The sequence below is a fragment of the Pseudomonas ovata genome (assembly GCF_003131185.1).
Classification (GTDB): domain Bacteria; phylum Pseudomonadota; class Gammaproteobacteria; order Pseudomonadales; family Pseudomonadaceae; genus Aquipseudomonas; species Aquipseudomonas ovata.
Window position 1 is genome coordinate 160,600 of the sequence record NZ_QFFU01000011.1, and the last position, 24,352, is coordinate 184,951.

Sequence of the window (24,352 nt, forward strand, 5' to 3'; positions counted from 1 at the left end):
ATGAAAGTTGTCAAATCGCTCTACTTCCAGATTGTCTGCGCCGTGATCCTGGGGGTGCTGGTCGGGCACTTCTGGGCGCAGCAGGCCGTGGCCCTGAAGCCGCTGGGTGATGCATTCATCAAACTGATCAAGATGATGATCGCGCCGGTGGTGTTCTGCACCATCGTCACCGGCATTGCCGGCATGAGCGACAAGCGTTCGCTGGGCCGCCTGCTGAGCAAGACCCTGCTGCTGTTTCTGGGGCTGACGGTGGTCAGCCTGTTCATCGGCCTGGGTGCGGTGTATCTGTTCCAGCCAGGCGCGGGCATGAACATCGACCCCAGCCGCCTGAGCACTCAGGGTTTGTCGCAGTACACCGACTCGGCGGCGAAGTTGAGCGTGGTGGAGTTCTTCATGCACATCATCCCCGACACCTTCATCGGTGCGTTCAACAAGGGTGAAGTGTTGCCGGTGCTGTTCATTGCCGTGCTCAGCGGCTTTGCCCTGTCATCGCTGGGCGAGCGCGGCAAGCCGGTGCTGACGGTGCTCGAATCGGCCTCGCACATGGTGTTCAAGATCTTCGCCTACCTGATGCGCTTCGCCCCGATCGGCGCATTCGGTGCCCTGGCCTTTACCGTGGGCCAGTACGGCATCACTTCGCTGGGGTCGCTGGCCAAGCTGATCATGACCCTGTACGTCGCCTGCGGTTTCTTCGTCTTTGTGGTGCTGGGCAGCATTTGTCGGGCCCACGGGTTCAGCCTGTGGAAGTTGCTGCGTTATTTCCGTGAAGAGTTCCTGGTGGTCCTGGGCACCTCTTCGACGGAGCCGGTGATGCCGCGCATGCTGGAAAAACTCCAGGCCCTGGGCTGCAAGAAAAGCATCGTCGGCCTGGTGTTGCCCACCGGCTACTCGTTCAACCTCGACGGCACGGCCATTTACCTGTCGCTGGCGGCCATCTTCATTGCCCAGGCCTGCAACATCGACCTGAGCGCCGGGCAGGTGATCACCATGCTGGCAATCATGCTGCTGTCGTCCAAAGGCGCCGCCGGGGTGACCGGCAGCGGCTTCGTGGCACTGGCCTCGACCCTGACCGTGATCCACGACATTCCTCTGGCAGGCCTGGCCTTGCTGATCGGTATCGACCGCTTCATGTCCGAAGCACGGGCCCTGACCAGCCTGGCCAGCAATGCTGTGGCCACCGTGGTCATCGCGCTGTCGGAAAAGGGCTGCGACCGCCAGGTGCTGCAGGACACGCTCGACGGCAAGATCACTGAACCGGTCAACACCACTGCTGAGTCCTGGGACACCCAGGCGTCTGCCCGACACAGCTAACCGCCTTACCCCCAATAACGCCTTGAAAACACAGGCGCCGGGCTCCCATCATCGGGAAGCCTGGCGCTCGGGAGGCCGTGCGCCTGCGCATCGGCCAAGCAGCCAATAACAAAAAGAGAATTTCCTATGCTCGCTCTGCTCGGCCTGGCCATGGTCGTGGTGTTCACCTACCTGATCATGAGTAAACGCCTGTCGCCCATCGTCGCCCTGACCCTGGTGCCCATCGTGTTCGCGCTGATCGGCGGCTTTGCGCCGACCACCGGCAAAATGATGCTCGACGGCCTGAAAATGGTGGCGCCCTCGGCGGCGCTGCTGCTGTTTGCCATCCTTTTCTTCGGCCTGATGATTGATGCCGGCCTGTTCGACCCGCTGATCCGCAAGATCCTCAAGCGCGTCAACGGCGACCCGATGAAAATCGCTATCGGCACCGCCTTGCTGTCGCTGGTAGTCGCCCTGGACGGCGACGGCACTACCACCTACATGATCACCTGTGCGGCCATGCTGCCGCTGTACAAGCGCATCGGCATGAACCCGATGATCCTGGCCACTATCGCCATGCTGTCGCTGAGCATCATGAGCGGCATGACCCCGTGGGGCGGGCCGGCGACACGGGCCATCGCAGCGCTGGGGCTGGATGCCGGTGAATACTTCGTGCCGTTGTTGCCGACCATGATCGGCGGCGCGATGTGGGTGGTGTTCACCGCCTTCCTGCTGGGCCGTGCCGAGCGCAAGCGCATTGGCAATATCGAGCTGCAAAGCGGCGGCGGCAACTGCTACATCAACGAGATCCTCGGCGACACCCCGCACAAGCGTCCGAAGCTGGCCTACGTCAACCTGGCGCTGGTCATCGCGGTCATGATCGCGCTGGTGATGGGCGTCATGCACTCGGCCGTCCTGTTCCTGATCGGCTTCGTCATCGCCCTGATGATCAACTACCCGCAACTGGACATCCAGAAAGAGCGCATCCTGGCGCATTCGGGCAATGCCATGACCGTGGTGCTGCTGGTGTTTGCCGCCGGTATCTTCGCCGGCATTTTCTCGGGCACCAAGATGGTCGATGCCATGGCGCAAACCCTGGTCGAATGGATTCCGCCGTCGTGGGGCCACCTGTTCCCGCTGGTGGTGGCGATTACCAGCATGCCGCTGACCTTCGTGCTGTCCAACGATGCCTACTACTTTGGTGTGGTGCCGATTCTGGCCAATGCCGCCGCGGCCTACGGTATTTCGCCGCTGGAAATCGCCCGCGCCTCGATCCTCGGCCAGCCAGTGCACCTGATGAGCCCGCTGGTGGCCTCGACGTTGTTGCTGGTCGGCATGGTCGACCGCGACATCGGTGATTTCCAGCGGGCCACGGTCAAGTGGGCGGTGCTCACCTCCCTGGTGATTACCGCCCTGGCCCTGCTGACCGGCGCCATCAGCCTGTTCGTCTGATTCACCTGCCTTTTTGATCCCTCCGTAAAACGCCTTCTTTATATAGAAGGCGTGCGGTGGGCTGCGTCCTCAATAACAACAATGAGTCGTTTGCCATGAACACTTTGCTCACCCGTGGTGCCGTGTACCCCCTGTTGGCGCTGTTGCCGGTGGCCACCGCCGGCGCCGAAGGCTTTATCGATGACAGCAAGCTCAAGCTGCAATTGCGCAATGTGTATTTCAACGAGAACTTTCGTGATGAACACGGCCTGAGTGCCAACGCGGCACGCACTGCCAAGAGCGAACGCACCGAATGGGCCCAGGGCTTTCTGCTCGATTACCAGTCCGGTTTCACCCAGGGCACCGTGGGGTTTGGCCTTGATGCAATCGGCTTGCTGGGCGTCAAGCTCGATTCCGGCCGTGGTCGCAGCGGCACCGGGCTGTTGCCGGTGCACGCCGATGGCCGTGCGGCCGATGAGTTTTCCAGTGCCGGCATGACCGCCAAGGCCCGATTTGCCAAAACCACGGTCAAGTACGGCACCTTGCTGCCGCGCACGCCGGTGCTGATTTACAACGATGCACGCCTGTTGCCGCAAACCTACCAGGGCGCCAGCGTCAGCAGCACCGACATCGAGAACCTGACCCTGTCGGGCGGCCATCTTGATCGCTTCAAACTGCGTGATTCCAGTGACAGTGTGGGCTTGAGGCCCGATGGCTACAGCGGTGCCCATACGGATGACTTCAGCTATGCCGGCGCCGAGTACAAGCTGGGCAAGACCGTACGCCTGAGTTATTTCTTCGGCGAGCTGGAAAACTTCTACCGGCAGCACTTTGCGGGCATCCAGCATGACCTGCCGTTGGGCGCCGGGGTGCTGACCAGCGACCTGCGCTACTTCCAGAGCAATGACACCGGCGCGGCCTACGATGGCAAGGTCGACAACCACATGCTCAGCGGCCAGTTGTCGTACGCCTTGCTCGGCCACACCTTCAACGCCGGTTACCAGGCCCTGAGTGGCGATGCCGGCCTGCCGTATATCAGCGGCGCCACGGTGTACTCCTTCAGCAACGTCGGCATCGGCAAGTTCATCGAGGAAGACGAGAAAACCTGGATGCTCGGCTATGCCTACGACTTCAAGCAACTGGGCGTGCCGGGCCTGACCTTCTCGACCCGTTACCTGAGCGGCAATGACGGCAAGTCCAACACCACCGTCAAGGAATGGGAGCGCGATGCCGAGCTGGCCTACGTCGTGCCGTCCGGCAGCTTCAAGGGGCTGGGCGTGAAGTTGCGCAACTACGTCTACCGCTCCGACTTCTCGCGCGGACGCGACAGCAACCGGCTTTACCTGACCTACGACATTGCCCTCTGGTAGAGCGCAGTCCAGGGCATGCACCGCGGTGCGTGCCCGGCAGGGAGCAAGTATTCATCCGCCTGGACAGAGAGCGCAAACGGTGTCATTCAAATCGAAAATACTGCTGCTGACCGTATTGCCGGTGCTGTTTTTTGCCCTGCTGATCGGTGTCGCCATCCGTTCCACGCTGATGGAGCGCGCCGAACAGGATGTGCTTGAAACCCGTGAGCGGCTGCTTGAGCAAAGCCGGGCGCAGCTCAAGGACTACGCCAGCATCGCCCGCACCGCCGTGGCCGACCTGTACGAACCGGCCGCCGAGGGTGACCGGGCCAGCCGGGCGCAGGCCATTGCCCGGCTGTCAAAGATCAAGTACGGCGACGACGGCTACTTCATTGGCTACGACAGCCAGGTGGTGCGCCTGTTTCGCGGCGACAGCCGCGAGGGTGTTGGCGTCAACATGAGCGAGCGCAAGGACCGCAACGGCGTGTACCTCAACCGCGACATGGTTGCGGCGGCCAAGAACCAGCAACATTACGTCAATTATGCCGGGGCCCTGGTCAACACCGATCAGGTGGTGCCCAAGCTCGCCTACAGTTTCTACCTGGCCAAATGGGACATGGTGGTGGTCACGGCGGTGAATCTGGACCGTATCGAAAGCCAGGTCGCCGAAGTCCGCGAACACATGGCCGAGCGGGTGCGCAGCCTGGTGACCGGGGTGGCGCTTGCCGCGCTGGTATTGCTGCTGGTCATTGCGACCCTGGCGCTCTGGCTGACCAACAACAGCTTGCGGCCCTTGATGCGCATGCGTGCGCACCTGGATGAAATCGCTGCCGGCGAAGGCGACCTGACCCGCCGCCTGCCGGTCACCGGCCGTGATGAGCTGGGTCAACTGGCGGTGTCGTTCAATGCCTTTGTCGACAAGATTCACGGGCTGGTCAGCCAGATCGTCGCCATGGCCGGGCAACTGGACCAGGCGGTGGGCGAGGTGGCCGGGCAGAGCGCGCGGATGGACCAGGCCATGACCGTGCAGCGTCAGGAAGCCGAGCAGGTGGCCGCTGCGATCAACCAGATGTCGACTGCCGCCTTGCAAGTGGCGGCCAGTGCGCGCAGTGCCTCGGGTGCGGCCCTGGAAACCGACCAGCAATCGCGCTACGCCCGCCAGGTGGTGGACGACAGCCATACCCGCATTCAGGCGCTGACCGCCAGCCTGTCCGAGGCCGGCGGCTCGCTGCACAGTTTGCAGAACGATGTGGCGGCCATCGTCACCGTGCTGGATGTGATCCGCTCGATTGCCGACCAGACCAACCTGCTGGCGCTCAATGCCGCCATCGAGGCCGCCCGGGCCGGGGACGCGGGGCGCGGCTTTGCCGTGGTGGCCGATGAGGTGCGTGCACTGGCCAGCCACACCCAGCGCAGCACCCAGCAAATCCAGGCCACCCTCGAAACCCTGGAGCGGACCACCGCCAGCGTGGTGGGCTCGATGCAGCAGTCCAGCGACGCCGGGCAGGGCGCCAGCACCCAGGCGGCCCAGGCCGGCCAGGCGTTGGGCACCATCGTCGGGCTGATCGGCACTATCAACGAAATGAACGCACACATTGCCGGCGCGGCCCAAGAGCAGACCGCGGTGGCCCACGAGATCAACCACAGCGTGCATCAGATTGCCGACGCCATCGACAGCGTCGCCGAACAGACCCGTACCGGTGTCCAGACCAGTGAGGCGCTGCACACCATCGGCCATCGCCTGCAGCAGTTATTGGGGCAGTTCAGGATCTGACTTAATGCCTTATTGGGTATCCTGTGTCGCTGACACCGCGCTGTCGTGCAGCAGACATGGGGCCAGGTAGGAGCGCGCTTGCCCGCGACCGAGTGCGAAGCGCTCGCAAAATTTTCGCAACGCTGAAAATCTACAGCGAATGACCGCAAAATCTTGGAAACGCCACAAATTTACGACTGCTAACGCAGCCGGTCGCGGGCAAGCGCGCTCCTACAGCCAGCCTGCGTTGGCAGCGTGCCCGTGAGCGCTACCAGTTATAGCTGACGGCGCCCACCAGGCTGCGCTCGTCGCCATAGCGGCAGGAGTTGGCACAGTACATATAGCGTTCGTTGGTCAGGTTCTGCGCGCGGGCGCTGAGTTGCCAGTGCGCGTCCAGTGCGTAACCACCTGCCGCCTTGGCGCCGCGCCAAGGCGGTATGCCGTGGTGCAGCAGACATGGGGCCAGGTAGGAGCGCGCTTGCCGGAATGCCGGACCACCGCGACCGAGTGCGTAGCAGTCGTAAATTTTCAGCGTTTCCGAGATTTTGCGGTCATTCGCTGTAGATTTTCAGCGTTTACGAGATTTTGCGAGCGCTAGCGCACTCGGTCGCGGGCAAGCGCGCTCCTACAGCCAGCCCCGCGTTGGCAGCGTGACCGTGAGTGCTACCAGTTATAGCTGACGGCGCCCACCAGGCTGCGCTCGTCGCCATAGCGGCAGGAGTTGGCGCAGTACATATAACGCTCGTTGGTCAGGTTCTGCGCGCGGGCGCTGAGTTGCCAGTGCGCGTCCAGTGCGTAGCTGATGCGCGCATCGAACAGGGTGTAGGCGGCAATCTTGCGGTCGCTGATGCTGGGCAGGGTGTGGGTGGTGCCGTTGTAGCGTGCGCCGGCGCCGACGCTGACGTCGCGCAGGCCCAGCGCTGCCAGGCGGTAGTCCAGCCACAACGAGGCGCTGTGGTAAGGCGTGCCTTCGATGCGTGAGCCCTCCAGCTGCGCGTCGTTGTCGGCGATGACATGGGCGTCGGTGTAGGCGTAGCCGGCGCTGAACCCCAGGTTTTCGCTCAGTTGCCCCTTGGCCTCGATTTCAAGGCCTGTGCTGCGCTCCTTGCCGGTCTGCTCGTCGAAGTCCGAGCCTGGAATCGAACTGGTGACATTGCTTTGCGTCAATTGGTATAGCGCCGCACTGATCAGCAGCTCGCGGTCTGCGGGCTGGTAACGCAGGCCGATCTCGTACTGTTCGCCCTCGGTGGGCTTGAAGGCCTTGCCATCGCTGCCGCTGCCGCTGGCCGGCAGGAACGACTGGCTGTAACTCACATAGGCCGCCACGCCGTTGTCGGTCAGGTACACCAGGCCTACTCTGCCGGTGAGCTGGCTGTCGTCCGTGGTGGTCCGGGCGCCGTCGCGGTAGGTGCGCGTGGTGCTGTCGGCCCAGTCCTGGCGCAGGCCCAGCAAACCCACCCAGTGCTGGTCGAATTTTGCCTGCTCCTGCAGGTACAGGCCCAGTTGCCGCGCATGCAGGTCCGAACCGCGATCAATGCTGCGATCGACCTGCGGCAGGTTGCCGTACACCGGGTTGGCAAGGTCCAGCGCCGGGGCATTGCCGCTGTAGCGGTGGCTATCGTAGGTCTTGCGGTAGTAGTCCAGGCCCGCCAGGACGGTGTGTTGCCAACGGCCGGCGTCCAGGTCCAGTTGCAGGCTGTTGTCGCTGGTCCAGCCGGTGGCCAGGTCTTCGCGGCTGTTATAGCTGCGCGACAGTTGCGACAGGTTCGGCCCGCTGATGCGGCTGGTGTTGAGGGTGATGTAGTCGTAGTCGACGCGTGACTCGAAGTAACGCACCGCCTGGCGCAGTTGCAGGTGCTCGTTGAAGCGGTGCTCGAACAGGTAGCCGGCGGTGTGCACGGTACCGTCGTAATCGTCGTAATCCGGCTCGCCGGCAAACAGGTCGTACGGCACCTTGTAGCCCGGGTTGGGGCTGTACACCGTCAGGTCATAGCGCATCGGCGGGGTCAGGGTGGTGCGGGTGCGTTGCGCGGTGGCCAACAGGGTCAGGCGCGTGTCGTCGGCGATTTGCCAGGCCAGTGCCGGAGCAATATAGGTTTTGTCGTCGTCGATGGCATCAAAGGCGGTGCCGCTGTCACGCTGCAGCGCTGTCAGGCGATAGCTGAAACGGCCTTCGTCGTCCAGCGCACCGCTGTGGTCGGTGGACACCTGGCGGCGCTGGTGATTGCCGTATTCCAGGTTGATTTCATGCAGCGGGCCGAGGGTCGGGCGCTTGCTGACGGTATTGATCAGGCCGCCGGGCGCCAACTGGCCGTACAGCACCGAGGAAGCACCCTTGAGCACCTCGACCCGCTCCAGGCCATAGGGCTCCTGGCCGCCTTCGAACTGGGTGCTCTGCATTTTCATGCCGTCGCGCAACACGCCGCCGGTGCGCGGGCCGATGTCGAAGCCGCGCAGGCGGTAGTCGTCGGCCACGCGGCTGTAGCCATTGGGCTGGGCGACCACGCCTGGGGTGTAGTTGAGCACGTCGGCCAGGCTGCTGTGCTGGCGCTCGATCAGCGCTTCACGAGTGATCACCGAGATCGACTGCGGGGTTTCCATCAGCGGCGTATCGGTTTTGGTGGCGCTGGCACTGTGGGTGGCCACGCGGCTGTAGGCCGGACCCCAGGCGTCTTGTGCAGGGCTTGCGCCCTGGATATCGATGGGCGCCAGTTGCACGCTGGCTTCACGTCGCGGCTCGACGCTCAAGGTGCCGCCGGGGGTAAGGCTCAACTGCAACGGCAAACCCTGCAGCACTTGTTGCACGGCCTGCTCGGCGCTGTAGCGACCACGCAATGCCGAAGCCTTCAGGCCACGGGTCAGCCCCGCACTGAAGGCGATGCCCCGGCCGCTTTGCCGGGCAATGGCGGTCAGGGTCGCGTCCAGCGCGGCAGGCGGCAGGTCAAAATCGAGCAGTTGCTGGCGCATGGCGGGTGCCGGCGCCGGTTCGGCCACGCTGTCGAGTGCGGTCAGGCTCAAGGCCAGGGCCAGGGGAGAAAGGGTCAAGCGCAGGGGCACAAGCATGGCGGCGGTCTTCATGAGGTCAGTCGATACCAGCCTTGTGGCGCGAGCGGGGTGTTTATTAACGGGCTGCAAAAATTATTGTGCGCGCAGGTCGATATGCGTCCACCAACCCAGGGGTTGCCGGACGCTGATGGGCAGCACCTCCTGCAAGGTGCGCAGGGTCTGTTCGCTGTCGTCGAGCCGGAACACCCCGGAAACGCGCAAGGCGCCGGCCTCGGGCGTGATCCGCATCCAGCCGTGGCGGTAAGGGCGCAAGGCCTGGATGACCGTGTCCAACGATTGATCATGCACTTCCAGCAGGCCGTCTTCCCAGGCGGCAGCGCGGGCCTGGCTTGGGTCCAGCCGACGCACGTTGTGGCCATCGAGCCAGGCCCCCTGGCCAGTGCGCAGTTCAAGTGGCGCTGCATGGGCCACCGAGACCTGCACCCTTGAGGACTGCACCCACACCTGCGCCCCGCGCTGATCCAGGGCGACGCTGAACTGCGTGCCCAGCGCCCGGGCTTCACCAAAGCGGGTGCGCACCACCAGCGGCCGCACCGGGTCGGCGGCCACTTCGATATTCAAGGCGCCCTCATGCAGGATCAGCGTGCGTTGCTGCGCCTTGAAATCCAGATCGACCCGGCTGCCGGCATTGAGCAGTACCCGGCTGCCATCGACGAGGGTGAACGGCCGGCGCTGCGCCACCCCGGTGTGCAGATCGGCGGCCAGGTGCGGCCATAGCCCCTGGCTGTGTAGCCATGCCGCACCCAGACCGAGCCCGGCGATACCCAGCGCCCCGCGCAGCAGGTGCCGACGCCCGGCCCCGGCCCGCAGCAACAGCTCGCGTGATTGCTCGGGCGCCTGGCTGAACGCCTGGCCCAGGCGTTGCTCCAGACGCTGCCAGGCCTGGCGGTTGTCGGCATTGGCGTGCAACCACTGCTCGAAGTGCTGCTGCTCGACGGCGGTCATGTGCCCTGAGCGTTGCAGTGCCAGCCATTCGATGGCTTCGGCCACTGCCTGCGGCAAATGGCCTGCGCTCATGCCGGTTCCAGCGCCAGGTAGCACAGGCCCAGCGCCTTGACCACATAGGCATGCACACGCGGCGCAGAAATGCCCAGGCGCTGGCCGATTTCGGCGTAGGTCAGGCCATCCAGCTGGCTGTACAGGAACGCACTGCGGCCCATGGGTGACAAGCCTTCCAGAAGGCTGTCCAGCGCGCACAAGGCTTGCAGGGCCTGGGCCTGTTCCTCGGCCGAAGGGGCATAGGTAAAAGGCTGCTGCGCGAGGGTTTCAAGGTAGGCGCGTTCCAGGTCACGGCGGCGCCAGGAAGCAAACACCAGGCGCTTGGCGATGGTCGTCAACAAGGCCCGCGGCTCGCGGATGGCCTGCAGGTCAGGTGCAGCCACCACTTGGGCAAAGGTTTCCGCCGCCATGTCGGCGGCTTCTTCCCGGCAGCCCAGCCGCGCCCGCAACCGCCCCAACAGCCAGTTATGATGATCGCCAAATAATTGATGCAGCACACGGTTGCGGGCACTGAGAGGCGTGGCAGTGGAAGCGAGTGGCGTCATGGCTTAAAAGGTAATGAAAATTGTTATCAAATGATGCCGGTAAGCCACCGGCGATGCAACAGGTGTGTCTTCAGCCGTTGTACTGCAGGGTCTGGATCAACAGGTGAGTGAGGGGGGACGCTTCACCACGCTGCGTCGAGTAAAGGTGGTACCCGCCTGGTGCATGCCAGCCATGCCTCATTACCGCCAGTAAGGCGCCTGAATCCAGATGAGCCTGGGCAAGATCCAGTGGCACATACGCCAGTCCGTGACCTGCCAGTGCGGCGCGCAGCACCTGATTGAAGCTGTCGAAGCTCAGGCGTGCCTCGATCTCGATCCGCAAAGATTGTCCGGCCTGGTTCAATACCCAACCTGGTCGGGGGCCGCCGGGGCCTGCGCGTAAGGCAATGCACGGCTGACCGGCCAGCTCGTGCGCCGTGTCCGGCAGGGACCGACCGACCCTGCAAGCGGGCGCGCACACCAGCGCCATCGGTAGGTTGGGACCTATACGCACCGCCGTGTTGTCCTTGGGCGGTTCATCGCCCAAGCGCACAGTGAAGTCATAACGTGCCTCGTTTTCGACAGTCCTGTTATCGGCATACAGTTCGATGCTCAGTTGCGGATGGGCGGCCAGCAGCGGCGACAGCCTGGGCCAGAGTAGGGTGTCGATGGCGTGCTCGGTCGCCCCTATGCGCAAGGTGCCGGCCACGATCTGCCCGGACTGAGCGATCAAGCGCAACTGGGCTTCGATGGCCTGCAATCTGGGCTGCACGCCATCAAGCAGGCGTTGGCCGGCTTCGGTCACTGACACGCTGCGTGTGGTGCGGGTCAGCAGGCGAACGCCCAGATGCTCTTCGAGCTTGCCGATGGTGTGGCTGAGCATTGATTGTGAAACCTGGAGCCGGGCCGCTGCGCGCGTGAAGCTGCGTTCGTGAGCCACTGCGATCAGGGCAAGCAGGTCGACGTAGGGGGTTTTGCGCATTTATCGATCCAGTGCATGAATGTTGCAAGTTGTAACTAAGCGCTGTAACCAGAGTGACTGCCTGCGCGGTTGTTGCTTTGGTAAAACAAGGGGGACAGAGGCAAACGCGATCCTGATGCTTGTTCGCTTAGCGTTCCAGCTTTTTCTTATTTATCGATCTGGCTCATGTAGCCATTCGCCGTAGCGTTACGACGTGCAGCAGCCGGCGGGTTAAATTGCGGCCTTGCGAACATGCCGGGTGGGCATGCAATCAAACGCTCTCGATGAAGGAACAGGCTATGGCCCCTGACTGCACCGACAATCCGCCGATCGAATTAAATGACGATGAAGCGCTCTTGCTTGAGCAGATGCCACATCTCTTGAGTGGTATCGGCCAGTCAAGACGTACGTTCATGATCACCTCGGCGGCAGGCGGGCTTGGACTGTTCGCGGCCAATCTGCTGGCCCAGGAGTCGGCTCTGGCCTCGATGCCCCTGGCCGAAGGTGCCGTGACAGCACCCATCAAGGCGCAAAACGTCGTCAAGGTCGCGCTGTCGGTCAACGACCATTGGCAGACTCTGGAACTGGACTCGCGCACGGTACTGCTCGACGCACTGCGTGAACATCTGGGCCTGACCGGCTCCAAGAAAGGTTGCGATCAGGGGCAGTGTGGCGCCTGCACGGTCTTGATCAATGGCAAACGGGTACTTGCCTGTCTGACCCTGACGGCCTCGCTTGCGGGACGCAAGGTCACCACCATCGAGGGCCTGGCCCAAGGCGAGCGCCTGCACCCTGTGCAGGCGGCCTTTATCCAGAACGATGCCTTCCAGTGCGGGTATTGCACACCAGGCCAGATCTGCTCGGCGGTGGGCATGCTCGACGAGGCGCAACGCGGCGACATCAGCCATGTCAGTGCCGACCCACGCCAGCCAGTGGCTTATCTGAGCAACGATGAGATCCGTGAGCGCATGAGCGGCAATATCTGCCGTTGTGGCGCGTACCCGGGCATCGTTGCCGCTGTGCAGCAGGTGCACTCAGGCCGCCAGGCCGTTCAAACCTGGGGTTTTGCCAGCGAAACGCAATTGGCAATGATCAGCCAGGAGGGTGGTCATGAGACCGTTTGAGTATGTAAGGGCACAGGATGTGGCGTCGGCGACCACTGCTGTCGTGGCTACCGCACAAGCCCGGTTTCTGGCAGGCGGCACCAACCTGCTGGACCTGATGAAAGAGGACGTCGAGCAACCCACGCGCCTTGTGGACATTTCGCAGTTGCCCTTGGCACGGATCCAGCGTAGCCGGGCCGGCCTGTCCCTGGGGGCTTTGGCCAGCAATACCGAAACGGCCAACCATCCGCTGGTGCGCGAGCAGTACCCGTTGTTGTCACAGGCCATTGTCGCCGGTGCCTCCGGGCAGTTGCGCAACATGGCCACCAATGGTGGAAACCTGTTGCAGCGCACCCGTTGCAATTATTTCTACGACACCGCGATGCCGTGCAACAAACGCCACGCCGGCAGCGGCTGTGGGGCCCGCGAGGGGCTTAACAGGATCCATGCGATTCTGGGTTGGAGCGAGTCGTGCGTGGCCACCTATCCCGGCGACATGGCCAACGCGTTATACGCGCTCGATGCCAACATCCGGGTTCGCAGCGCCAGCGGGCAGGAGCGGCTGATGCCGATCGGCGATCTTCATCGCCTGCCGGGCGACACCCCGCAACGCGATACCAGCCTTGAGCCGGGCGACCTGATCATGGCCATTGAACTGCCGGTGTCGGCTGGTGATTTTGCGGCCAATTCGTACTACCTCAAGGTACGCGACCGGGCCTCCTATGCCTTCGCGATGGTCGCGGTTGCCGCAGCCCTGCAGCTCAAGGGCAGCACTATCGTCAAGGCGCGGATCGTGCTGGGCAGCGTGGCGCACAAGCCTTGGCGCAGCGCCGCAGCCGAGGCGCTGCTGACCGGACAGCCCGCCAATGAACAGACCTTCCGCCTGGCCGCCCAGGCAGCCCTGCGCGACGCTCGCCCACTCGACCACAACGCCTACAAAGTGGAACTGAGCCAGCGATCGGTAGTGCGCGCATTGATGCGTGCGGCCCACCTGGCCTGACTGCAAGGAGTACCCGCATGGCACGCTATCTAGGTAAGAAAACAACCCGCGTCGACGGCATCGCCAAGGTAACGGGCAAGGCCAAATACACTGCCGAGTTTCAGGTGCCGCACCTGGCTTATGGCTTTGTGGTCCTCTCCACCGTGACCAAGGGCAGGATTACCCGCATCGATACCCGCCAGGCTGAACAGGCCGTCGGAGTGGTGCGGGTGTTCACCCATCTCAATGCTGGTCGTCTGGGCGAGGCGCCCAAGGCTGGCGCAACGCCGCAATGGTCCTGGCCATTGCAGAGCGATCAGGTATTTTTCAATGGCCAGCCGATTGCCCTGGTGGTGGGCGAAACCTATGAGCAGGCGCGGCATGGGGCACGGTTGTTGAGCGTTTCGTACCAGACCGACGCGCACCAGACTGACCTTGAACAGGTCTTGGATCGCGCCGTCGCCGCCCCCGGGAACGTGCCACCCCGGGGCAATCCGGCCGCGGCACTGCAACACGCTGCTGTCAAGGTCAGCGCCCAGTACCGGATTCCTGTCGAGCATCACAATCCGATCGAGCCGCACGCGGCCATCGCTTTCTGGAAGGGCGAGCAGTTGACGGTGTTCGACAAGACCCAGAACGTCTACGGTGTACAAAAGCACCTGGCCGAAGGCCTTGGAGTGCCGGCCAGCCAGATTCGCGTGATCTCGCCTTTTGTAGGGGGGGCCTTCGGCGCTTCGCTAAAGCCCAATTACTACCCGTCCCTGACCGCCATGGCTGCCCGTGAACTCAAGCGTCCGGTCAAGGTAGTACTGACCCGGGCTCAGATGTTCACCGCGCACGGCTATAGGCCTCAGACCCTGCAAAAGGTCAGCCTGGGGGCCGACCGTGACGGCAAGTTGCAGGCCATCATTCAAGAGGCCTTTCATAACACCTCGTCGTTTGAAGCCTTTTCGGACAACACCACAGGGTTTATCCGCCAGGTGTATGCCTGTCAAAACCTCGACGCGCCTCTCAAGATCGCCGCCACCGATATGGCCAGCCCCACCTGGATGCGTGCGCCTGGCGCGGTCAGCGGCATGTTTGCGCTGGAAAGTGCCATGGATGAACTGGCCTACGCCCTCAAAATCGACCCGCTGCAACTGCGTCTGGTCAATTACGCGCAGGTCGACCCTGAAAGCGGCAAGCCTTTTTCCAGCAAGGCCTTGCGTGAGTGTTACCTGCTGGGGGCCGAGAAATTCGGTTGGAGCAAGCGCATGCCCGAACCGCGCTCGATGCGTGACGGCAAACTGTTGGTGGGGTGGGGCATGGCCACCAGTGTGTGGGGCGCCTTTCAGCAGCCGGCCAGTGCGAACGTGACCTATCACATCGACGGTACTGCCAGTGTCTCCAGCGCCACCAGCGACATCGGGCCGGGCACCTACACGGTCATGACCATGATTGCGGCCGAGTTTCTGGGCATTGAACTGGGCCAGGTCAAGTTCGAACTGGGCGATACGCGTCAGCCCCAGGCGCCGGCACAGGGCGGCTCGTGGACGACGTCCAGCGTCGGTTCGGCGGTTCGCGGTGGGGCGTTGACCATCACGGCACGGCTGCTCGAACTGGCCAACCGCGAAATCGCCTCGCCGTTGCAAGGGGTAGAAGCTGGTGAGGTGGAAATGCTCGGGGAACGACTGCAGCTCAAGTCCGATCCGTCGCGCGCTGTGGACATCGCCCAGGTCATGCGTTGCAACGACATCCGGGAAATCAGCGAGACTTATCACAGCACACCTTCACCGGAGCGGGAAAAGTATGCCTCGCTGGCTCATGGTGCCCAGTTCGTCGAGGTCAAGGTGGATCCCGAGCTGGGGGTCGTCAAGGTCACGCGAGTGGTCGAGATTAGTGCCTGCGGTAAGATCCTCAACCCACTGGCCTCGCATAGTCAGGAGATAGGTGGGGTGGTGTGGGGCATCGGCATGGCGCTGGAAGAGGCCACAGAAGTCGATCACCGTTATGGACGCATCATCAATGCCAGCCTGCAGCATTACCATGTGCCGGTAAACGCTGACATCCACAGCATCGAAACCCTGTTTGTCGAAGAAGACGACACGGTGGTCAACCCGTTGGGCGTCAAGGGCATGGGCGAGCTGGGGATGGTAGGCATTCCGGCCGCCATTGCCAATGCGGTCTGGCACGCCACCGGCCGACGTATCCGCGACTTGCCCATCACACCGGAAAAACTGCTGTGAACCGTGCAGGAGGTGGGCATGGACAGCATTGATGTCATGGTCTTGCGCGCGGCACGTGACTGGTCACTGACCGGTCACCGGGTGGTGCTGGCCACAGTGGTCAGAACCTGGGGCTCTTCGCCGCGCCCGGTAGGGGCGATGATGGTTTTGCGCGAGGACGGGCGGACGATTGGCAGTGTTTCGGGCGGGTGCATCGAAGATGATCTGATTGAGCGTTACACCCACGCATATGGCGGTGCCGGCTTGCCTGATACGCCTGTGCAGGTGGTACGTTACGGCGTCAGTGCCGACGAAGCACACCGGTTTGGTCTGCCGTGTGGCGGCACCCTGGAGTTGGTACTGGAGTTTTCGCCCGACCTCGACACGCTGAAGGAGCTGATGACCCGGCTGGAAACCGGCGCCCTGGTGCAACGCACGGTCTGCCTGACCGAAGGCAGCGTGCAGCTCAAGCCCGGAACCGTTGCGCAAGCGCCTGGTTTCGATGGGCGGTACCTTGTCAATACACTCGGTCCTGGCTATCGGTTACTGTTGATCGGCGCCGGTGCCTTGGCGCAATACCTCTCGACCATGGCGCAGTTCAACGGCTTTACGGTTACGGTGTGCGATCCTCGCCTGGAATACATGGCGGCCTGGGCCGTCACCGGCGTTCATCTGGACACGCAAATGCCCGATGACGCGGTGCGCACCTTCAAACCCGACCCGCGCAGTGCCGTGATTGCCCTGACTCATGATCCCCGGCTGGACGATCTGGCGCTGCTGGCCGCGCTGCACAGTCCGGCTTTTTACGTCGGCGCCATTGGCTCGCGGCGCAACAACCAGCAGCGCCGTGAGCGGTTGATAACTTACTTTTCTGAAACTGCAGAGTCGTTGCAGGACTTGCGCGGTCCCATCGGCCTTTATATCGGCAGCAAGACCCCGGCCGAAATCGCAGTGAGTGTCATGGCCGAAGTGCTGGCCATCAAGAACGGTGTAACGGTGCCTGCGTCCATGTCAGTGGCCCAGGCCAAGCAACAGCATGAAGCGGCCCGCGCCACTCAGATCCATTAATGAATCAAGGAGGTCAAGGGACAATGCGATCAATAAGGGTAATCACAGCAGGTCTTGTATTGAGTGCTCTGGCAACCGGTGCCGATGCTCAGGCGCGCATTTCGATTTTATCCGAATGGGGTCAGGTCTCGGCCACGCTCGGCGACAATCAGGCCGCGCAGGCATTGCTCAAGGCGTTGCCGGTCACCGTGGAAATGAGCGATCACTTGCGCCAGGAAAAGACCGGCAGCCTGTCAGCGCCCTTGCCGCATGCACCACGCCAGCAAGACTTTGCCAAAGGCACCCTGGGACTGTGGGGGCCTGATCACTTCGTTATCTACTACCGTAGCGGTCGGGTCCCGCAGCCCGGAATTGTCGTGCTGGGCCAGGTGACTGGCGATGTCTCGATATTCGATCGTCCCGGCACGGTGACTGTGCGTATCGAACGGGTCGATTAACCGCTATGGCGCAGCGCGGCAATCAGCAGTGCCATGGCCCCGGACGTCTGCCGCCGGCTTGAGTAGAACAGATGGTAGCCGGTCCAGTAGGGACTCCAGTCCTGCAGGACATGCACCAGATGCCCGCTGTCGATGTAGGGCAAGACCAGGTCCTGGGGAACATAGGCAATGCCCAGGCCGGCCACGGCAGCATCGCGGCAATCGTAGATACTGTTGAACACCATTTGGCCGTCGACCCGCACGTTGACAATGCGCTCGTGCTGCTCGAATTCCCACGGCCATAAGCCGCCATAGGTAGGCAGTCGCAGGTTGATGCAGTTGTGTTGCAACAGGTCGTCAGGCTGGTGGGGAACCGGGTGCTCGGCAAAGTAGCGGCGGGTGGCGACGGCCGCGAAACGCACATCAGGGCTGATGCGCACGGCAATCATGTCCTGCGGCACAGCCTCGCTGAGCCGCACGCCGGCATCGAATTGCTTGGCGGCGATGTCGGTCAAACCGTTATCGGCACACAGCTCTACCTTGATGCCGGGATACAAAGGCAAGAATGACTTGAGCCTTGGCGCGATCACTGTCCTGATGGGGTGGTCGGAGGCGGTGATTCTGATCGTGCCTGTCGGGTTGTCGCGCAACTCGGACAAGGCAGCCAGCTCGGCGTCGATTTCGGCAAACTGCGGCGCCACATGCACCAGCAGCCGCTCGCCCGCCTCGGTGGGTATCACTCGACGCGAGTTGCGGATCAGCAACCGTACCCCCAGCTTCTTTTCCAATCCGCTCACGGCATGGCTGACGGCCGTCTGCGACAGTCCAAGATGGGCGGCGGCTCGGGTAAAGCTTCTTTCGCGGGCCACGGCAAAGAACACCTTCAGGCCCGGGAAGGAATCACGCAGCAGGTTATCGTGCATGCAGGCAACGGCTCAATGGTGGCGGTATCGGTATGCCTATAATGCCCCGTTTGTGCCCTTGCCGACTATGACAATGCCTGATAGGGCCCGGTGTGCGTGTGGCACCGCAGGCTCACTGAAATGGCTGCAACGCATTGCCACGCGTGCCCTTGAGCTGGCACACGGCGGTGGGCTTGACCAGCCCGAAGGTGGACACCGCCATCATCCCGCCAGTGGTACCGCTGGGCACCGAGCAGTTGTAGTCGCCGGCCGAAGTCCTGGCGGTGAAGTAGGTCTGCATGGAGTCGCTGCGCACATTGGACACGCGTGAGACCGACTCGCCGGTGTTGGTTTCGGCCAGGGTCTTGAGGTGATCCTCGGTGGGCTTCATATTGCTGCACCCGGCAACAGCGATGAACAGGGCGCTCAGCAGGGCAAGACGGGTAGCAGGGGCATGCAGTTTCATCGGACTTCTTCCTTGGGCTATCGGTTTTTTCGACGCGCAACGAGGCCTCGCATGGGCGATTTGCCGTGCGTGCGCTGCGTTGAGTGGGTGAGAAAAACTATAACGATGCCCCGTGCCCCGGTCATTAGCACACGTGTACTAGTGGCCAATGCCTATCAGCCAAGGTGATTTCATGACCTTTGCAGGTCTACAACGTAAGAACGGCACGATCCCGCAGGAGCGACCACCGGTCGCGAAAGCTACAGCACAGGCGCGGCAGGGGGCTGGCTGGGCTGGCTCCTTCGCGACCGTTGGTCGCTCCTACGCAGTTGATGAGACCGATGGATTCTGGACCCGCCGCTGGTGCTTCTTCAGGCGATAGGCAAATTGCGCCCGGCTCAGGCCCAGCAAGCGGGCGGCGGCGGCCAGGTTGCCGGCACTGTGCTGCAAGGCCTCGGTGACCAGCCGCGCCTCCAGCCCTTCGATAGAGAAGCCCGGGTCCTGCTGCCCCAACGTTTCCAGTAACGCCGGCGCTGCGGTGGCAGCCGAGGCGGCCTGGCGCAGGGCGGCGGTCGACAGGCTGCCGTGGCCGTCGACTTCGTAAGGGTCCGATGGCATCGGTTCATTGCGAAACAGGTGCACCAGATCAATGGGCTGGCCGTCATCGCTGGCAATCAGGCCGCGCTCGATCAGGTTCTGCAGCTCGCGCACGTTGCCCGGAAAGGGGTAGCGCAGCAGTACCTTGAGCGCCCGCATGGTCAGACCGGCCGGGGTGCGCGCATAGTCCTGGCAAAAGCGCTTGAGAAACGCGTCGATCAGCAACGGAATGTCATCGCGGCGTTCGCGCAGCGGCGGCAGGGCGATGGGGTAGACATTGAGGCGGTAGAACAGGTCTTCGCGAAAGGAGCCATCCGCCACCGCCTGGCGCAGGTCGATATTGGTGGCCGCCACCACACGCACATCCACCTTGATCTCGCGCACCCCGCCGATGCGTTCGATTTCCCGTTCCTGCAAGGCACGCAGCAACTTGCTTTGCCCCGGCAGGCTCAGGCAGGTGATTTCGTCGAGAAACAGCGTCCCGCCCTGGGCGCGCTCGAAGCGCCCGGGCCTTGAATGCGTAGCGCCGGTGTAGGCCCCGCGCTCGACCCCGAACAACTCGGCTTCGATCAGGTTGTCCGGAATCGCCGCACAATTGAGGGCCACGAAGGGGCTGTCACGGCGACGGCTGAGCTGGTGCAGCTGGCGGGCAAACATTTCCTTGCCCACCCCGGACTCGCCGCTGATCAACACGGTGGCCGGGGTCAGGGCGACCCGCTGCAGCGCCTGGCTGGCGGCATTGAAGGCGGCGCTGGCGCCGATCAGGGTCGGTGGCGCGCTGCCCGTTGCGGCTTTGGCTGGCGGTGTACCGGGTTGGAGCGCGACGTCGGGGCGGGGCACGGCCTGCGAGGCATTCAGGTAGCCCAGATCCTGCCCGACATCGCCCCACTGTTCGGCAGTCTTGCCGATGACCCGGCAACAGTCGTGGCCCATGCCGCGGCACTGCACCTCGCGAAAAATCACCATCTGCCCGAACAGGCCACTGACGAAACCGATGGCGTAGCCGATTTCGGTCCAGCACACCGGGTCCTGGCCAATGCCGTAGGCGGCCAGATGCTCATCGGCCTCGCAGGAATGGTGCCAGAGAAACTCGCCTTCATAGAAGCCCGAATCAGCGTCGAACTTGAAGTGCAGCGGTTGCACCTTGGCCATGCCTTCGAGGGTGTGCAGGTGGGTGCCGGCGCGAAACACGGCGGCGGCATCGGCATGCGGCCAGCGCTCGCGGATCAGCCGTGCGTCGCGGGCGCCGCAGCCGTAGCCGGTGCGGGTGAACAGGCCACGCGCCTGCTCCAGCCCCAGGCGCTCGATGATCTCGCGGCGCAAGGCGCCGAACGAAGAGCTGTGCAACAGCAGCATGCGCTGGTCATTGAGCCAGATACGCCCGTCTTCGGGAGAAAAGAACAGGCAGTCGGTCAGCTCGGCCGGGGTGGGCGAGCTGCTGTCGCTCAATTGCCGGCTATCGCCGCGCGGATGGTAGTCGGCAGGGTCAGGCTGGGCATCGTGAGGGTGAGTCATTGTTCGGCCCCTGTAACGCTGGGTTAACGATATGAACAACCGGTGAGATAGTTATTAAACATAACCTTCTCAAATGAACAAGCGTCTGGTTGCAGGTTTTTACCGGGCCTGAGCAGCAGGCCAAGGCACGAGCCGTGCAAAGCCGCCGGGCAGACGCATCGACCTTTTATTTTCGAAGGCCGGCTGCCCGACGGCACAGCCCTTGCTCAAGGCTTGTTGCGGCGTTTACACCGTTCAAGACCGGTGCAAGCGATGACAATGATAAGAACCGGAGTTGCCATGTCAGTGACTGAAACCACCCCTTTGTTGCACCGTGCGCTTACGTGCGAATGCCTGTTCAACGGCGACTGGATTCCCGGCTCGGGAACCGTGCTGCCGGTGATCGAACCCGCCACCGGCGAGCCCTTGATGCGCTGCGCCATGGCCACGCCCGACGACATGGCCCAGGCCTGCGAGCAGGCCGCGAAGGCCCAGCCGGCCTGGGCCGCGCTGGGCCCGCGTGAACGCGCCGAGATTTTTCGCAAGGCGGCTGCCGTGGCGCAGCAGGCCTTTGCCGAGCTGGCACTGTATGTGGCCCGGGAAACCGGCGGCGCCTTGTTCAAGGGCGAGCATGAGGTGCGCGAGGCCATCGTGCTGCTGCACCAGGCGGCAGGGTTGTTGTCGCAACCGCACGGGCTGGTGCTGCCCAGCGCCGCAGGGCGGTTGTCATACGCCAAGCGCCTGCCGCACGGGGTGGTCGGGGTGATCTCGCCGTTCAATTTCCCGCTGATCCTGTCGTTGCGCTCGGTGGCACCGGCGCTGGCCGCCGGCAATGCGGTGGTGCTCAAGCCCGACCCGCAGACACCGGTCAGCGGCGGTTTTCTCATCGCCCGGCTGTTCGAGGCGGCCGGCCTGCCCAAGGGACTGTTACAGGTGTTGCCAGGCGATGCCCCGGTGGGTGAGGCGCTGTGCCGTGACCCGCATGTGCGCATGATCGCCTTTACCGGCTCGACCGATGCCGGGCGCAAGGTGGCCGCCGTGGCCGGGCAGAGCCTGAAAAAAGTGGCGCTGGAACTGGGCGGCAAGAACCCGCTGATCATTCTCGAAGACGCCGACCTGGACCAGGCCGCCAATAATGCGGCCTGGGGCGCCTGGCTGCATCAAGGGCAGATCTGCATGGCCACCGGTCTGATCCTGGTGCATGAGTCCATCGCCGAGGCATTCACCCGCAAGCTGGTGGCCAAGGCCCGGGCGCTGACCGTGGGCAATGCCGCCCGTGGCGAAGCGGCGCTGGGGCCGTTGATCAACGCGCGGCAATTGCAGCGCGTGCACGACATCGTCAACGACAGTGTGCAGGCCGGTGCCCGGCTGGAAACGGGGGGCGACTACGACCGGCTGTTCTACCAGCCCACCGTGCTTAGCGGGGTGCGTCCGGGCATGCGGGCGTTCAAGCACGAGATCTTCGGCCCGGTGGCGGTGGTGGTCAGTTTTGCCAGCGACGAAGAGGCCATCGAACTGGCCAACCGTACCGAATACGGCCTGGCGGCGGCGGTGATCTCGCCTTCGGTGGGGCGCGCCATGGCCATCGGCGAGCAGCTTGACTGCGGCCTGCTGCACATCAACGACCAGACCGTGGCCGACGAATGCAGCAACCCCTTTGGCGGACGCGGCGCCTCCGGCAATGGCGGCAGCGTGGGCGGGCCGGCCGACTGGGACGAATACAGCCAGTGGCAGTGGGTCACGGTCAAGAATGTGCCGCCTGCCTATCCCTTCTGATTCCCCTTTGCCTTACAACAATAAACAAGAGGGCTGAACATGAACCTGCACAATAAAACCCTGGTAGTGACTGGCGTGGCATCTGGCATTGGTGCCGAGGTGGCCCGGCTGGCGCGCTTTCAAGGCGCCCGCGTAATCGGCGTGGATCGCCATGAGCCGCAACTGACCCTGGACGGTTTCTTCCAGGCCGACCTCGGTGATGCAGCCAGCATCGAGGCGTTGGTGGCTCGCCTGCCGGAGCGGGTCGATGCGCTGTGCAACATTGCGGGGGTGCCCGGCACGGCGCCGGTCGAGGCCGTGGCCACGGTCAATTACCTGGGCGTGCGTCACCTCTCCCAAAAGCTGCTACCGCGTCTGCCTGCCGGCAGCAGCATCGTCAATGTGGCCTCGGTGCTGGGCGCGCAATGGCCGCAACGGCTTGAGCGGCACAAGGCCCTGGCGGCCACCCGCGACCACGCCGAGGCCTGTCAGTGGCTGGCGGCCAACCCGGTGGCGCAGGACGGTTGCTATCAGTACTTCAAGGAAGCGCTGATCGTCTGGAGCTTTGCGCAATCGCAGGCCTGGTTTCGCGACCACGGCGTGCGCCTGAACTGCGTGGCGCCGGGGCCGGTGTTCACGCCCATCCTGAGGGATTTTGTCAGCATGCTCGGGCCTGAGCGGGTGGCGCAGGACAGCACGCGCATGACGCGCCCGGCGCTGGCCGATGAAGTGGCGGCGGTGATTGCCTTTCTGTGCTCGGACGCGTCGCGCTGGGTCAATGGCGTCAACCTGCCGGTGGACGGAGGGCTGGCCGCGACCTATGTCTAGCAGCGTTTGACAACCCGCACCTCTGCGGCGCCTGTTGCACCGCTGTCGCCAGCAGAGCTGCCTCCCACAGGACTGTGGGGTCTTGAACAACAACAAAAATACAGGACTTACAAGATGCTCAAGCCATTCTTGCGGATCGTTGCGCCCATGACATTGTGTGCATTGTCGTCAGCCACCCAGGCCTATGACTTGCCCGGCCTCAATCTGGGCAGCACCAGCTTCTATGACGGCTCACCGGCGCCGGCCGGTCCCGGCTGGTACCTGGAGGAGTACCTGACGTATTCCCGGGCCAGCCGTTTCAACGACGCCAATGGCAACAAACTGCCATTGCCCCGGCAGGACCTGGAAGTGGTGGCGCCGACCACGCAGATCATTTACCTGGGTCAGCCGCTGGCCAACGGCGCCATGCCGGGCTTTACCGTCATCAATACTTCGCTGGCACACGTCGATGTCGACGATGGCCTGAACAATGCGGCGCTCAGTTCCCGTGCCGGTTTCGGTGATGTCATCGTCGGCCCTTTCCTGCAACTGCCGACCCTGACCCGCGCCGATGGCAGTCCCTTGCTGACCCAGCGCGTCGAGGTCGACGTGGCGATTCCGGTGGGCAGCTACGATCGCGGGCGTTCGATCAACCCCGGCAGCAACTTCTGGTCGTTCAATCCGTACTACGCGGCCACCTACTGGTTCAATCCCAAGTGGTCGGCCAGCGGGCGCTTCATGTACCTGTGGAACGGCAAGAACGATGACCCTCAAGTCGCTTTCGGCGAAGTCTCCGACACCCAGGCCGGTCAGGCGCTGCACGCCAACCTGACGTTGCAGTACGCCATCGACCAGTCGCTGAGCCTGGGGCTCAATGGCTATTGGTTGAAGCAGATCACCGACACCGAGGTCGACGGCCACGCCGTCAGCGGGCGCCGGGAAAAGGTCTGGGCCATCGGCCCGGGGCTGGTGTATGCGTTCAACAAGGAGAACGTGCTGTCGGTCAATGCCTACTTCGAGCAGGAGGCGGAAAACCGCACCCAGGGCAACAAGATGGTGCTCAATTGGTTGCATAAATTCTAGGTCTGTCGCGGTCATTCAATAGCGCGTGCTGCATGAATTGCATCCATAATGCGCCCTGGCCGCCCTTTGACAGAGGGCGCCAGGATTTCATGCAAATGCCGCCTTGCGAAGGGTCAGGCAGCCGTG

The 24,352-nt window shown here is 63.3% G+C and carries 19 protein-coding genes and 1 pseudogene; 13 read left to right on the plus strand and 7 right to left on the minus strand.

What is annotated here, in order from left to right; genetic code table 11:
- The 5 genes and pseudogenes from dctA (at position 1) to DGA31_RS30795 (ending at position 5,844) form a co-directional block, all read left to right on the plus strand.
- Positions 1-1,311 carry a C4-dicarboxylate transporter DctA gene (dctA, locus tag DGA31_RS16510; protein ID WP_109513289.1) on the plus strand — a complete coding sequence of 437 codons (1,311 nt, stop codon included), beginning with the start codon at positions 1-3 and terminating at the stop codon, positions 1,309-1,311.
- Between the two features lie 126 nt (positions 1,312-1,437).
- On the plus strand, positions 1,438-2,742 hold the full coding sequence (locus tag DGA31_RS16515; RefSeq protein WP_056836610.1) for a CitMHS family transporter: 1,305 nt from the start codon (positions 1,438-1,440) through the stop codon (positions 2,740-2,742).
- A gap of 95 nt (positions 2,743-2,837) precedes the next feature.
- The gene (locus tag DGA31_RS16520; RefSeq protein ID WP_109513290.1) at positions 2,838-4,091 is read left to right on the plus strand and encodes an OprD family porin; all 1,254 of its coding nucleotides are present in this window, start codon (positions 2,838-2,840) and stop codon (positions 4,089-4,091) included.
- Between the two features lie 169 nt (positions 4,092-4,260).
- Positions 4,261-4,986 (plus strand): annotated as a pseudogene (locus DGA31_RS30790) (cache domain-containing protein); the annotation flags it as partial.
- A gap of 102 nt (positions 4,987-5,088) precedes the next feature.
- Positions 5,089-5,844, plus strand: a complete 756-nt coding sequence (locus DGA31_RS30795; protein ID WP_421957976.1) for a methyl-accepting chemotaxis protein — start codon at positions 5,089-5,091, stop codon at positions 5,842-5,844.
- Positions 5,845-6,486: 642 nt separating this feature from the next.
- Here DGA31_RS30795 and DGA31_RS16530 read toward each other — a convergent pair.
- The 4 genes from DGA31_RS16530 to DGA31_RS16545 all read right to left on the minus strand — a co-directional run bounded on the left by DGA31_RS16530 (position 6,487) and on the right by DGA31_RS16545 (position 11,394).
- Positions 6,487-8,886, minus strand: a complete 2,400-nt coding sequence (locus DGA31_RS16530; RefSeq protein ID WP_109513320.1) for a TonB-dependent siderophore receptor — start codon at positions 8,884-8,886, stop codon at positions 6,487-6,489.
- A 75-nt stretch (positions 8,887-8,961) separates the two neighbouring features.
- Positions 8,962-9,906, minus strand: a complete 945-nt coding sequence (locus DGA31_RS16535; protein WP_109513292.1) for a FecR family protein — start codon at positions 9,904-9,906, stop codon at positions 8,962-8,964.
- Positions 9,903-10,433: a sigma-70 family RNA polymerase sigma factor gene (locus DGA31_RS16540; protein WP_056836602.1), complete on the minus strand. Its 531-nt coding sequence runs from the start codon at positions 10,431-10,433 to the stop codon at positions 9,903-9,905. Before DGA31_RS16540 ends, DGA31_RS16535 begins: the two co-directional genes overlap by 4 nt.
- A 70-nt stretch (positions 10,434-10,503) precedes the next feature.
- Positions 10,504-11,394 carry a LysR family transcriptional regulator gene (locus DGA31_RS16545; protein ID WP_109513293.1) on the minus strand — a complete coding sequence of 297 codons (891 nt, stop codon included), beginning with the start codon at positions 11,392-11,394 and terminating at the stop codon, positions 10,504-10,506.
- A gap of 347 nt (positions 11,395-11,741) precedes the next feature.
- On the opposite strand from DGA31_RS16545, the gene DGA31_RS16550 reads away from it, so the two are divergent.
- The 5 genes from DGA31_RS16550 to DGA31_RS16570 are packed head-to-tail and all read left to right on the plus strand — an operon-like array spanning position 11,742 to position 17,164.
- Complete coding sequence (locus tag DGA31_RS16550; protein ID WP_421957977.1) at positions 11,742-12,497, plus strand: 2Fe-2S iron-sulfur cluster-binding protein; 756 nt, start codon at positions 11,742-11,744, stop codon at positions 12,495-12,497.
- The gene (locus tag DGA31_RS16555) at positions 12,484-13,476 is read left to right on the plus strand and encodes an FAD binding domain-containing protein (protein WP_109513295.1); all 993 of its coding nucleotides are present in this window, start codon (positions 12,484-12,486) and stop codon (positions 13,474-13,476) included. Before DGA31_RS16550 ends, DGA31_RS16555 begins: the two co-directional genes overlap by 14 nt.
- A gap of 17 nt (positions 13,477-13,493) precedes the next feature.
- On the plus strand, positions 13,494-15,680 hold the full coding sequence (locus DGA31_RS16560) for a xanthine dehydrogenase family protein molybdopterin-binding subunit (protein ID WP_109513296.1): 2,187 nt from the start codon (positions 13,494-13,496) through the stop codon (positions 15,678-15,680).
- An 18-nt stretch (positions 15,681-15,698) separates the two neighbouring features.
- The gene (locus DGA31_RS16565; protein WP_109513297.1) at positions 15,699-16,727 is read left to right on the plus strand and encodes an XdhC family protein; all 1,029 of its coding nucleotides are present in this window, start codon (positions 15,699-15,701) and stop codon (positions 16,725-16,727) included.
- 59 nt (positions 16,728-16,786) lie between these two features.
- Entirely contained in the window at positions 16,787-17,164 is a 378-nt protein-coding gene (locus DGA31_RS16570) for a cyclophilin-like fold protein (protein ID WP_241509608.1), read from the plus strand.
- Here the strand turns inward: DGA31_RS16570 and DGA31_RS16575 are convergent.
- From DGA31_RS16575 to DGA31_RS16585, 3 genes are all read right to left on the minus strand, one after another.
- Positions 17,161-18,066 carry a LysR family transcriptional regulator gene (locus tag DGA31_RS16575; RefSeq protein ID WP_109513299.1) on the minus strand — a complete coding sequence of 302 codons (906 nt, stop codon included), beginning with the start codon at positions 18,064-18,066 and terminating at the stop codon, positions 17,161-17,163. The two genes, DGA31_RS16570 and DGA31_RS16575, sit on opposite strands and share 4 nt — an antisense overlap.
- Positions 18,067-18,178: 112 nt before the next feature.
- Entirely contained in the window at positions 18,179-18,511 is a 333-nt protein-coding gene (locus DGA31_RS16580) for a hypothetical protein (protein ID WP_056836599.1), read from the minus strand.
- Positions 18,512-18,811: 300 nt separating this feature from the next.
- Positions 18,812-20,602, minus strand: a complete 1,791-nt coding sequence (locus tag DGA31_RS16585) for a sigma-54-dependent Fis family transcriptional regulator (RefSeq protein ID WP_109513300.1) — start codon at positions 20,600-20,602, stop codon at positions 18,812-18,814.
- Between the two features lie 279 nt (positions 20,603-20,881).
- Here DGA31_RS16585 and DGA31_RS16590 point away from each other — a divergent pair, with 279 nt between their 5' ends.
- The 3 genes from DGA31_RS16590 to DGA31_RS16600 all read left to right on the plus strand — a co-directional run bounded on the left by DGA31_RS16590 (position 20,882) and on the right by DGA31_RS16600 (position 24,226).
- Positions 20,882-22,357: a benzaldehyde dehydrogenase gene (locus DGA31_RS16590; protein ID WP_109513301.1), complete on the plus strand. Its 1,476-nt coding sequence runs from the start codon at positions 20,882-20,884 to the stop codon at positions 22,355-22,357.
- 39 nt (positions 22,358-22,396) lie between these two features.
- Positions 22,397-23,164, plus strand: coding sequence for a coniferyl-alcohol dehydrogenase (locus DGA31_RS16595; protein WP_109513302.1), 768 nt, complete (start codon positions 22,397-22,399; stop codon positions 23,162-23,164).
- A gap of 114 nt (positions 23,165-23,278) precedes the next feature.
- Positions 23,279-24,226: a SphA family protein gene (locus tag DGA31_RS16600; protein WP_109513303.1), complete on the plus strand. Its 948-nt coding sequence runs from the start codon at positions 23,279-23,281 to the stop codon at positions 24,224-24,226.
- Positions 24,227-24,352: the final 126 nt, after the last annotated feature.